Annotated in this window: 11 protein-coding genes; 8 read left to right on the top strand and 3 right to left on the bottom strand. The window is 72.2% G+C overall.

The genetic code is table 11. The annotated features are described in order from the left end of the window. Positions 1 to 29: 29 nt before the first annotated feature. Complete coding sequence (locus tag ACX9I7_RS22895; protein ID WP_387568444.1) at positions 30 to 524, bottom strand: metallopeptidase family protein; 495 nt, start codon at positions 522 to 524, stop codon at positions 30 to 32. A 273-nt stretch (positions 525 to 797) separates the two neighbouring features. Here ACX9I7_RS22895 and ACX9I7_RS22890 point away from each other — a divergent pair, with 273 nt between their 5' ends. The 6 genes from ACX9I7_RS22890 (at position 798) to ACX9I7_RS22865 (ending at position 6635) form a co-directional block, all read left to right on the top strand. Continuing rightward, a complete protein-coding gene (locus tag ACX9I7_RS22890) occupies positions 798 to 1238 on the top strand; it encodes a DUF3499 domain-containing protein (RefSeq protein WP_387568441.1) in 441 nt (146 codons plus the stop codon). A 97-nt stretch (positions 1239 to 1335) separates the two neighbouring features. Continuing rightward, positions 1336 to 2694, top strand: a complete 1359-nt coding sequence (locus ACX9I7_RS22885; protein WP_459388352.1) for a phosphomannomutase/phosphoglucomutase — start codon at positions 1336 to 1338, stop codon at positions 2692 to 2694. Positions 2695 to 2819: 125 nt separating this feature from the next. Beyond that, complete coding sequence (locus ACX9I7_RS22880; RefSeq protein WP_126914423.1) at positions 2820 to 3005, top strand: Trm112 family protein; 186 nt, start codon at positions 2820 to 2822, stop codon at positions 3003 to 3005. Between the two features lie 104 nt (positions 3006 to 3109). Then, positions 3110 to 4282: an SIS domain-containing protein gene (locus ACX9I7_RS22875; protein WP_387568435.1), complete on the top strand. Its 1173-nt coding sequence runs from the start codon at positions 3110 to 3112 to the stop codon at positions 4280 to 4282. A gap of 97 nt (positions 4283 to 4379) precedes the next feature. Continuing rightward, positions 4380 to 5591, top strand: a complete 1212-nt coding sequence (manA, locus tag ACX9I7_RS22870; RefSeq protein WP_459388351.1) for a mannose-6-phosphate isomerase, class I — start codon at positions 4380 to 4382, stop codon at positions 5589 to 5591. Positions 5592 to 5681: 90 nt separating this feature from the next. Continuing rightward, positions 5682 to 6635: a cation diffusion facilitator family transporter gene (locus ACX9I7_RS22865; protein ID WP_387568431.1), complete on the top strand. Its 954-nt coding sequence runs from the start codon at positions 5682 to 5684 to the stop codon at positions 6633 to 6635. Positions 6636 to 6750: 115 nt separating this feature from the next. Here ACX9I7_RS22865 and ACX9I7_RS22860 read toward each other — a convergent pair whose 3' ends face one another. Then, the gene (locus ACX9I7_RS22860) at positions 6751 to 8811 is read right to left on the bottom strand and encodes a fructose-specific PTS transporter subunit EIIC (RefSeq protein ID WP_459388350.1); all 2061 of its coding nucleotides are present in this window, start codon (positions 8809 to 8811) and stop codon (positions 6751 to 6753) included. A gap of 369 nt (positions 8812 to 9180) precedes the next feature. Here ACX9I7_RS22860 and ahcY point away from each other — a divergent pair, with 369 nt between their 5' ends. After that, positions 9181 to 10635: an adenosylhomocysteinase gene (gene ahcY / locus ACX9I7_RS22855; protein WP_358629862.1), complete on the top strand. Its 1455-nt coding sequence runs from the start codon at positions 9181 to 9183 to the stop codon at positions 10633 to 10635. Between the two features lie 105 nt (positions 10636 to 10740). Then, positions 10741 to 11361: a hypothetical protein gene (locus ACX9I7_RS22850; protein ID WP_387568424.1), complete on the top strand. Its 621-nt coding sequence runs from the start codon at positions 10741 to 10743 to the stop codon at positions 11359 to 11361. A gap of 103 nt (positions 11362 to 11464) precedes the next feature. On the opposite strand, the gene ACX9I7_RS22845 is transcribed toward ACX9I7_RS22850, so the two are convergent. Next, positions 11465 to 11668: hypothetical protein (locus tag ACX9I7_RS22845; RefSeq protein ID WP_459388349.1), on the bottom strand; the 204-nt coding region annotated here is incomplete at its 5' end.

The following is an 11668-nucleotide window of genomic DNA, read 5'->3' as shown; positions in this document are numbered from 1 at the left end:
TGACGGGCGCTGATCCCGCCCGACCCGCGCTAATCCTGCCCGTAGCGCGGGTCGACCGACTCGGGCGCGAGCCCGAGCAGTTCCGCCACCTGTTCCACCACGACCTCGTGGACGAGCAGCGCCCGCTCGTCACGCGATTTGGTGCGGATCTCCACCGGACGGCGGTAGACGACGATCCGGTCCGGGTCCTCGCCCCGCGCGGCGACGTACCGCCCGAGCGGCACGGTCTCGCCGTCCAGCAGCGCCTCCAGCGGATCGTCACCGGGCCCGCCGCCGGGCTCGGCCGGCACCTCGCGGACCTGGAACTCGACGGCCGCCAGCTGCGGCCAGCGCCGCTCCAGCCGCTCCGCCGAGTCCTGGACCAGGTCGACGAACGCGTCGGCCCTGGTGACCGACAGCGGCACCTGCGGGGGCGCGATGGGGCCGCGCATGCCGCGTCCGTGGCGGTCGCGGCGGCGTGGCCTGGGCCCGGCGGGACCGGGGGCGTCCCCGGCGGCGGCCGGGTGAGGTACGGGGCTTTCCATCACACCCGAGGGTATCCGCCGACCGGCCGTACGCGCGGGGTAGCCGCCCATCTCCCGGCATGTCGCCCGATGAGCGTTCCGGCCATGTCTGCGATCAATTGCAGCCACCCGCCGGATCGGCGTTCCCATGCCGAATGACACTATGTGTACCCGCTGGTGACAGTTTTCTTTGTCACCGGACGCCTGTTCCCCCGGTCCCGACGGGGTCGACCAGGCCGTTCGACAACGCTGTCCACGGTGCGAACCGGGACGACACGGAGGAGTGAGCCGGGGGTGAGTCGTCGCGGCCCGCTCAAGAGTGCGGTACCGTCCAACCTCGTGAGCCCTGTACGTCGCTGTTCGCGCACCGCGTGCGGCCGCCCGGCCGTCGCGACGCTGACGTACGTCTACGCCGATTCGACCGCCGTCCTCGGCCCGCTCGCCACCTACGCCGAGCCCCACTGCTACGACCTGTGCGCCGAGCACTCCGAGCGGCTGACCGCGCCGCGTGGCTGGGACGTCGTCCGTCTCGCCGTCGACAACGGCCCGGCCCGCCCCAGCGGTGACGACCTCGAAGCACTCGCCAACGCCGTGCGCGAGGCCGCGCGCCCCCAGGAGCGCACGCCGGGTCCGGGCGCCGCCCCGAGCGCGGTCGCGCCGACGGGCCGGGGCGCCGATCCGATGGAGGTCGCCCGCCGAGGCCACCTCAGGGTCCTGCGCTCGCCGGACTCCTGACGGCTCGTACTGGCCCCCGCCCCCCGTGCGTGGTCCGGCCGGACGGTGACGGCAGGTAGGTTTGTGGTCCCGTACCGGAGTCCAGGAGGGGTTGGCTGTGGCTGATCTGTCGCAGATCGTGAAGGCGTACGACGTGCGCGGCGTGGTCCCCGACCAGTGGGACGAGTCCATGGCCGAGCTCTTCGGCGCCGCCTTCGCCCGGGTGACCGGCGCGAACGCCATCGTCGTCGGCCACGACATGCGGCCCTCCTCCCCGGGCCTGTCCCGGGCCTTCGCCCGCGGCGCCGCCGCGCTCGGCGTGGACGTCACCGAGATCGGCCTCTGCTCGACCGACGAGCTCTACTTCGCCAGCGGGCAACTGGACCTGCCCGGCGCGATGTTCACCGCCAGCCACAACCCCGCCCGGTACAACGGCATCAAGCTGTGCCGCGCGGGCGCCGCCCCCGTCGGGCAGGACACCGGCCTCGCCGAGATCCGCGCCCTCGTCGAGGGCTGGCTGGAGACCGGCGCCCCGGAGCCCGTCGCCACCGCCGGCACGATCACCTCGCGCGACGTCCTCGCCGACTACGCGGCGCACCTGCGCTCGCTGGTCGACCTCACGGACATCCGCCCGCTGAAGGTCGCCGTCGACGCGGGCAACGGCATGGGCGGCCACACCGTCCCGACCGTCCTCGCCGGGCTGCCCGTCGACCTCGTCCCGATGTACTTCGAGCTGGACGGCACCTTCCCCAACCACGAGGCCAACCCGCTCGACCCCAAGAACCTCGTCGACCTCCAGGCGAAGGTCCGCGAGACGGGCGCCGACATCGGCCTGGCCTTCGACGGCGACGCCGACCGCTGCTTCGTCGTCGACGAGCGCGGCGAGCCCGTCTCCCCCTCCGCGATCACCGCCCTGGTCGCCGCCCGCGAGCTGGCCAAGCACCCCGGCGGCACGATCATCCACAACCTGATCACCTCCTGGTCCGTGCCCGAGGTCGTCGCCGAGAACGGCGGCAAGGCCGTTCGCACCCGCGTGGGCCACTCCTTCATCAAGCAGGAGATGGCCCGCTCCGGCGCGATCTTCGGCGGCGAGCACTCCGCGCACTACTACTTCCGCGACTTCTGGAACGCCGACACCGGCATGCTGGCCGCGCTCCACGTCCTGGCGGCCCTCGGCGGCCAGGACGGCCCGCTGTCCGGCCTCGTCCGGCAGTACGACCGCTACGCCGCCTCCGGCGAGATCAACAGCACCGTCGCCGACCAGGCCGGCCGCGCCGCCGCCGTCCGGGCCGCCTACGAGGGCGCCGACGGCGCCACGCTGGACGAGCTCGACGGCCTCACCGTCGCCACCGCCGACTGGTGGTTCAACCTCCGCGCCTCCAACACCGAGCCCCTGCTCCGCCTGAACGTGGAAGCCCGGGACCCGGAGACGGTGACCCGGATCCGGGACGAGGTTCTGGCGATCGTCCGGGCGTAGCGCTTCGTGCCCGAAGGGGGCCCGGGGCGAAGCCCCGGTTTCGGGAAGGGGCGGGTCAGGGGAAAAACCACCGCCCACGCGACTACGCTGACACCACAGCGCAACAACCCCCGAAGGGAAAACCCATGCCGCTCGAAGCCGGTCTCCTGGAGATCCTCGCCTGCCCGGAGTGCCACGCCTCCCTCCGCGAGGAGACCCCCTCCGAGGACACCCACGAGCTGGTGTGCGAGGGCCAGGGCTGCGGCCTGGCCTACCCCGTCCGCGACGGCATCCCCGTCCTCCTCGTGGACGAGGCCCGCCGCCCCGCGTGACGGCCGCGCACGCGCCCGACGGGCGCAGGCGCCCGACAGCGGGCGGCGACCCCACAACCCCGTACCCCACGGCGAAACCCACGGCACACGGAGGCTGAACAACGGTGTTCGACGAGTCCCTCCTCGATGACCCCGACGGCCTCTCCCGAGCCGACCTCCACGGCCTGCTCCGGGGCGCCGCCGAATCCGGCGCCCGGGTCCGTACGGCCATGCGCGACGCCGCCGAGGCCGGTGTCGACGCGCTCCGGCCGGACGGCCGCCCGCGCGCCGTCCTGGTCGCCGGCCCGGGGCCCGCGGGCGGCTCCACCGCCGACCTGCTCGCCGCGCTCGCCGGGGACAGCTGCCCCGTCACCCTGATCCGCCCGGCGGGCGTCGCCCCCGCCCCGGGCGCCCTGCGCTGGACCCTCCCCGGCTGGACGGGCCCGCTCGACCTGCTGCTCGTCGCCAGCCCGGACGGCACGGAACCGGGCCTCGCGCTCCTGCTGGAGCAGGCCTACCGGCGCGGCTGCACCGTCGTGACCGTCTCCCCGACCGGCTCCCCGCTCGCCGACGCCACCGCCCAGGTGCGCGGCCTCGCGATCCCGCTGACCGCCACGCCCTACGAGGCGACGATGGCCGGCGACGCCCCCCGGGACAACGACTCCCTGGCCGTCCTGCCCACCGGCCCCGGCACGCTCTGGTCGCTGCTCACCCCGCTCCTCGTGCTGGCCGACCGCATCGGCCTGGCCGAGGCGCCCCACGCCGCCCTGGAGGCGCTCGCCGACCGGCTCGACCACATCGCCGAGCGCTGCGGTCCCGCCATCGCCACGTACGGCAACCCCGCCAAGACGCTGGCGGCCGAGCTGGCCGACACCCTGCCGCTGATCTGGACCGAGGGCGAGCTCGCCGCCGCGGCCGGCCGCCGCTTCGCGACCGTCCTCGCCGCGCTCGCCGGGCGCCCCGCGCTCGCCGCCGAGCTGCCCGAGGCGCTCACCGCGCACGGCACGCTGCTCGCCGGGGACTTCGCCGCGGGCGCCGACCCCGAGGACTTCTTCCGCGACCGGGTCGACGAGCCCGAGGCGCTGCACGCCCGGGTGGTCCTCCTCCGCGAGCGCGGACCGGACGTCACCTCCCCGGCCGGGGCGGCGCGCGAGCTCGCCCTGCACCGCGACACGCCCATCAGCGAGCTGGAGGTCGACGAGGAGACCGGCCCGCTGGAGACCGCGGCCGACCTCCTCTCCATCACGGACTTCGCCGCCGTCTACCTCGCGCTCGCGGCCAAACCGGCGACCCCGTAGAACCCGTAGAACCCGTAGAACCGCACGTCAGCACGTCAGCAAGTCCGCACGAGAGTCCGCAAGCCCGGTCCCGTCCGACAAGTCAGGAACCGTCCCCATGGACCGCCTTCTCAACACCGTGCGCCCCTACGCCTGGGGCTCCACCACCGCGATCCCCGACCTCCTGGGCACCGAGCCCACCGGAGAGCCCCAGGCCGAACTGTGGATGGGCGCCCACCCCGGCGCCCCCTCCCGCGTCGACCGCGGAACCGGCCCCGTCGCCCTGAACGAGGTGATCGCCGCCGACCCCTGTCGCGAGCTCGGGGACGACACCGTGGCGCGCTTCGGCCCCGGCCTGCCCTTCCTGTTCAAGATCCTCGCCGCCGCCGACCCGCTCTCCCTCCAGGTCCACCCCGACCTCGACCAGGCCAAGGCCGGCCACGCCGACGAGGAGGCGCGCGGCGTCCCCGCCGACGCCCCGCACCGCAACTACAAGGACGCCAACCACAAGCCCGAGCTCATCTGCGCCCTCACCCCCTTCGAGGGACTCTGCGGATTCCGCGCCCCCGAGGCCACCGCCGAGCTGCTCGCGGCCCTGGACGTCGACGGCCTCAAGCCGTACGTCGATCTGCTGCACGCCCACCCGGAGAGCGCGGCCCTGCGCGAGGTCCTCACCGCCGTGCTCAGCGCCGAGCGCGCCGCCGTCGCCGGGACCGTGACGGAGGCGGCGGCGGCCGCCGGGCGCCTCGCCGCAGAGGACGGCCCCCACCGCGCGGCGTACGCCGCCTACGCCACCCTCGCCCGGCACTACCCGGGCGACCCCGGGGTCCTCGCCGCGATGCTCCTCAACCACGTCCTCCTCCAGCCCGGCGAGGCCCTCTACCTCGGCGCCGGCGTCCCGCACGCCTACCTCTCCGGCCTGGGCGTCGAGATCATGGCCAACTCCGACAACGTGCTCCGCTGCGGCCTCACCCCCAAGCACGTCGACGTCCCCGAGCTGCTGCGCGTGGTCCGCTTCGAGGCCACGCCGCCGGGCGTCCTGCGCCCCGAGGCCGACGTCGACGGCGTGGAGGAGTACGAGACGCCGGTGGAGGAGTTCCGCCTCTCCCGGTACGCGCTCGCCCCCGGCTCGGCGCCCCACCGCCTCGACGCCCGCACCCCCCAGATCCTGCTGTGCGCGACGGGCCGGGCCCTGCTGCGCGGCGAGGACGGGACGGAACTGACCCTCGGGGGCGGCGAGTCCGCCTTCGTACGGGCGGGGGAGCGGGTCGAGCTCGGCGGCGAGGGCACCGTCTTCCGCGCCACGGTGGGTGCCACGAGCGTCGCCTGACACCCGTTCGGCCGCGCGACTGCGACAATGACCGGCCGTAACCCGTAATAGGGAGAGCAGTCGCAGGGGCGGAAGGGAAAACCCGCACATATGAGTGCATCCGGCGGTACCAAGGCCATCGTCGCCGCGCTGGGCGCCAACCTGGCCATCGCGGTGGCCAAGTTCGTGGCGTTCGCCTTCAGCGGCTCGTCGTCGATGCTCGCGGAGGGCGTCCACTCGGTCGCCGACTCCGGTAACCAGGCGCTGCTGCTCCTCGGCGGCAAGAAGGCCCAGAAACAGGCCAGCGAGGAGCACCCCTTCGGGTACGGCAGGGAGCGCTACATCTACGGCTTCCTCGTCTCGGTCGTCCTCTTCAGCATCGGCGGCGTCTTCGCGCTCTACGAGGGCTACGAGAAGATCAAGGAGCCGCACCCGCTGGAGCACTGGTACTGGCCCGTCGGCGTGCTCGTCTTCGCCGTCGTCGCCGAGTCGTTCTCCTTCCGCACCGCCATCAAGGAGTCCAACGCCCTGCGCGGCGAGCAGTCCTGGAGCTCCTTCATCCGCACGGCCAAGGCACCCGAGCTGCCCGTGGTCCTGCTGGAGGACTTCGGCGCGCTCGTCGGCCTCGTCCTCGCCCTCGGCGGCGTGGGCCTGACGATCGCCACCGGCGACAGCGTGTGGGACGGCATCGGAACGCTGTGCATCGGCACCCTGCTCGTCGCGATCGCGCTGGTGCTGGCGGCCGAGACGAAGTCGCTGCTGCTGGGCGAGGCCGCGGGCCCGGAGCAGGTGGCACGGATCCGCGCGGCGGCGGTCGACGGCGAGTCCGTCACCCGCGTCATCCACATGCGCACCCTCCACCTGGGCCCGGAGGAACTACTGGTGGCCGCGAAGATCGCGGTACGGGGCGAGGACACGGCGGCCCAGATCGCCCGCGCGATCGACGCCGCGGAATCCCGCATCCGCGAGGCGGTCCCGATCGCCCGAGTGATCTACCTGGAACCGGACATCTACCAGTCCGACCCCTCCCGGCAACCCAGCCCACCCAGCCCGTCCGGCGTTTGAGGACCGGGGGTTCGGGGGCGGAGCCCCTGAAAGAAACGGGAAGGGGCGGGATCGGGGACCCCCAAAGCCCCCGGCGGCACCCACCGCACCCGGCCCCCCACCTGGCCCCGCCCGTTTACCGAACCTCGGCCAACACCCCAAGCACCGCCCCCTCCCCCTCCGCCTCGAGCAACCGCTCCCGGAACCCCGGATCCAGCAGCTTCCGCGCCAGCAGCGCGAGAATCCGCAGGTGCTCGTCCCCGGCAAACGCCTCCGGCACGGCGATCATGAAGATCAGCCGGGCCTTCGAGCCGTCCAGCGCCCCCCACTCGATCCCCTCGGCGGACCGGGCGAAGCCGACGACGGGAGCCGTCACCGCGTCCGTCTTCGCGTGCGGAATGGCGATCTCCTCGCCCAGCCCGGTGGTGCCCAGGCCCTCGCGGGCGAGCGCGGCCGTGACGAGCGCGTCGACGTCCCGCACCTGCCCGGTGCCGGCCAGCACCTCGGCCAGCTCCCGGATCGCCGCGTCCTTCCGGACGGCCGCGAGGTCGAGCCGCACGGTCCGCGCGGTGAGGTAGCCGGACAGAACGCCGCCCGCGCCCGGCACCGCCCCGCCCACACCACCAGCGCGAGGGACAGCCTCCGCCACAGCGCCGGCATCGGCAGCGGCATCGGCGCGATCCCCCACAACGCCCCCACGCTCCCCGCGCCCCCACGCCATCAACGTCACCGTCGTAAGCGCCGTAACCACCATCCCCACCCCGATCGCGACGAAGAACATGGCCACCCCGCTCACCGCCCCCAGCACGGCCACGATGGGCCCGCCGTGCGGCACGCTGTCCCCCACCGACGCGAGCCCGGCGATGGCGCCCGCCACCGCGCCGCCCATCATGTTCGCGGGAATCACCCGCGCGGGCCGGGCCGCGGCGAAGGGAATCGCTCCCTCGGTGATGCCGAAGAAGCCCATGAAGAGGGCGGCCAGCCCCGTCTCCCGCTCCTGTTCGCTGAACATCCCGCGCCGCAGCAGCGTCGCCAGCCCCTGTCCGAGCGGCGGCACGGGGATGGCGGCGGCGCACATGCCCATGATCTCCGGGTTCTTGGAGACGAGACCGGCGCCGAAGAGGAAGGCCGTCTTGTTGACCGGTCCGCCCATGTCGAAGGCGATCATGAGCCCCAGGAGCACGCCGAGCAGCGCCGCGCTCGTCCCCGTCAGACCGTCCAGCCAGCCGGTGAGGTGCTCGAAGACCCAGGCGATGGGCCTGCCGAGGACATAGATGAAGAACAGGCCGAGGACCGACGTCGCCACCACCGGGATCACGATGATCGGCATGATCGGCCGGACGAACCTCGGGACCCGGATCCTCTTGATCCACAGCACCAGGTAGCCGGCCAGGAAGCCCGTCACGATCGCCCCGATGAAGCCCGCGCCGGACTTGGAGTCGTACAGCGCGCCCGTGTTGGCGATCCAGCCGCCGATCATGCCCGGCACCAGCGCGGGCCGGTCGCCGATGGCGTAGGCGATGTAACCGGACAGAATCGGCACCATCAGCGTGAAGCCGATGACACCGATGTCGTTGACGTGCTTCCAGAACGTGCCGTCCGGGATCACCAGCCCGCCGTCCGGCCGGGGATGCCCGCCCAGCGCCAGCGACACCGCGATCAGCAGCCCGCCGACCACGACGAACGGGATCATGTACGAGACGCCGTTCATCAGCGCCTTGTAAACGCTCCCGCGCCCGGCCCCCCACCCGGGCCCGAGGACGCCCGGCGCGCCCGGACTCCCCACGCCGCCCCCGCCGACCGCGCCGACCGCGCTCCTTCCAGGGCCCCCGCCCCCCTCGTGGACCGGGGCCGCCATCACCCGCTCGATCAGCCGCTCCGGGTGGTGGATGCCCTCGGCGACCCCGACGACCAGCAGCCGCTTGCCCACGAACCGGCTGCTGTCGACGTCCTTGTCGGCCGCGACGATGACCCCGTCGGCCTGGCTGACATCGTTGTCGGTCAGTACGTTCTCGGCGCCGATGGAGCCCTGCGTCTCCACCTTGATGTCGTGACCCAGCGCTTCCGCCGCCTGCGTCAGCTTCTCCGCCGCCATGTACGTGTGCGCGATTCCGGTCGGACAGGCGGTCACGGCAAGCAGTTTGAGCCGCCGCCCGGGCCTCGTCGCGGGGGCGGACGGATCCGCTGATGGCGTCACGTGGATCTCCTCACGAACTCCCTCACAAACTCATCGTGCCCGCATCCTGCAACAACTGACGGCCCGACGGACAGGTCGTCCGGGGCGAGTCCGGAACCCGGCGCTCGGGGCTGGGGCTCGGCAGGGGCCCCGGTGTAGATTCGTGCCAAGAGCCAGACGTCGCTGCTGATGGCAGGTCGGGCGGCCCGCGCGACGGGCCGGCCGAGGGAGAGAGGGCCTCCGACGGACTGGGCTGCGGCCGGGGGAGCAGTGTGCGACCGATCGCGCCGCGGACGCGCTGCGCCGCGTCCGCGCGACGACCGGACGACGCTTCCGTCCGCATGCACAGCCGTACCCACTCCCGCTCGCCCCTGTAGGAGGAGCAGCCGTATGACTACCACCACCGGTCAGGACTTCAAGGTCGCGGACCTGTCGCTGGCGGCTTTCGGCCGTAAGGAGATCACCCTCGCCGAGCACGAGATGCCCGGCCTGATGGCGATCCGCAAGGAGTACGCGGAGACGCAGCCGCTGGCCGGCGCCCGCATCACCGGCTCCCTGCACATGACCGTGCAGACCGCGGTCCTCATCGAGACCCTGGTGGCACTGGGCGCACAGGTCCGCTGGGCGTCCTGCAACATCTTCTCCACCCAGGACCACGCGGCCGCCGCCATCGCCGTCGGCCCCGAGGGCACCCCGGAGAACCCCCAGGGCATCCCCGTCTTCGCCTGGAAGGGCGAGACGCTCGAGGAGTACTGGTGGTGCACGGAGCAGGCGCTGACCTGGCCGGGCACCCCCACCGGCGGCCCCAACATGATCCTGGACGACGGCGGTGACGCCACCCTCCTCGTCCACAAGGGCGTGGAGTTCGAGAAGGCGGGCGCCGCTCCCGACCCGGCCACGGCCGACAGCGAGGAGTACGCCCAGATCCTCACCCTCCTCAACCGCACCCTCGCGGAGAACCCGCGGAAGTGGACCCAGCTGGCGTCCGAGATCCGCGGCGTCACCGAGGAGACCACGACGGGCGTCCACCGCCTCTACGAGATGCAGCAGGCCGGCACGCTGCTCTTCCCCGCGATCAACGTGAACGACGCGGTGACCAAGTCGAAGTTCGACAACAAGTACGGCTGCCGCCACTCCCTCGTCGACGGCATCAACCGCGCCACCGACGTCCTCATCGGCGGCAAGGTCGCGGTCGTCTGCGGCTACGGCGACGTGGGCAAGGGCTGCGCCGAGTCCCTCCGCGGCCAGGGCGCCCGGGTCGTCATCACCGAGATCGACCCGATCTGCGCCCTCCAGGCCGCCATGGACGGCTTCCAGGTCACCACCCTGGACGAGGTCGTCGAGACCGCCGACATCTTCATCACCACGACGGGCAACAAGGACATCATCATGGCCTCGGACATGGCCAAGATGAAGCACCAGGCCATCGTCGGCAACATCGGCCACTTCGACAACGAGATCGACATGGCCGGCCTCGCCAAGCTCCCCGGCATCGTCAAGGACGAGGTCAAGCCCCAGGTCCACACCTGGACCTTCCCCGACGGCAAGGTCATCATCGTGCTGTCCGAGGGCCGCCTCCTCAACCTCGGCAACGCGACCGGCCACCCCTCCTTCGTGATGTCGAACTCCTTCGCGGACCAAACCCTGGCCCAGATCGAGCTCTTCACCAAGCCCGAGTCCTACCCCACCGACGTCTACGTCCTGCCCAAGCACCTGGACGAGAAGGTCGCCCGGCTCCACCTCGCCGCCCTCGGCGTCAAGCTCACGACGCTGCGCCCGGAGCAGGCGGCGTACATCGGAGTGAAGGTGGAGGGCCCGTACAAGCCCGACCACTACCGCTACTGATCCGACCGGCACCGATCCGTACGGCCGGTGCCACCCCGGCAGCTGGTAGAACAGGCCCCCGCCCCCTCGGCGGGGGCCTGTCCCATTCGCGTCAAGGACCTCACCATGCCCCGCGGCCGTTACTCCCTCCACGACCCCCACGACCATTCCCCCCTCGGTGAAGAACGTTTCCACTGCGCCCCCGGCCCCTCGGGCTGGCGCTACGTCTCCCAGCTCACCGCCCCGTCCGGCACCCCCACCGGCTCGGTCGACCTCGCCATCGACGACCTCGGCCGCCCCATCCGCCTCCAGCTCCAGAGCTCCGACTGGCAGGTGCGCGGCGCCGCCCTCGACGGAGTCACCTGGGTCCGCACCGACCCCACCGGCGAGCACGCGACGGAGGGCAATGTCCGCGCCCATGCCTTCAGCGGTGCCTCCCCTGCCTTCTACGTGGCCATCTCCCGCCTGCTCCGCCTTTCCCCCGGCGAAGGAAAAAGGCGCGTCCGCCTCGTGGCCTTCACGCCCCCCGTGCTCGCTCCCCTCACGCTCGACCAGTCCTGGGCCCTGGTCGACAGGACAGCACACGCCACTGACAACGGCCCGCTCGAAGTGGACGAGTACCAGGTCAGCCACTTGGACACGGGGGAGCAGCACTCCGTCCACCTCGCCGGGGACGTGGTCCTCTCGGCACCCGGCATAGAGCTGGAGGAACTGGACGGCCCGCCGTCGTCATGGGCACGGCCCTGAGCCTGGTAGTGTTCTCTTCGCCCCACGAGGACCGTTGACACGGGAGGAGTGGGGAGGTAGATTCGAACGGTTGCGACGAACTGGACTGGATCCAGCGCAACGGTTAGTATCTACCGAGCTTCGGTGAGTGGATCGGAAAGATCGGATTCACACGAAGCGCCTCCGAATCCTTATCGGGAACCGAAAAGCCGATGTAAATCGGCCGGAAAGATTCTGATAAACTCGGGAAGCCCGCTCCAACAGGGCGCTGGAAACGAAAATCCAGACCGACTGCTTCGATTGAGAAGCGGGAGGAACGGAAAACGGA

Source organism: Streptomyces sp. L500 (assembly GCF_054551825.1).
Note: the sequence above shows the minus strand (reverse complement) of the source record. Positions and strands in the feature narration are given on the sequence as shown.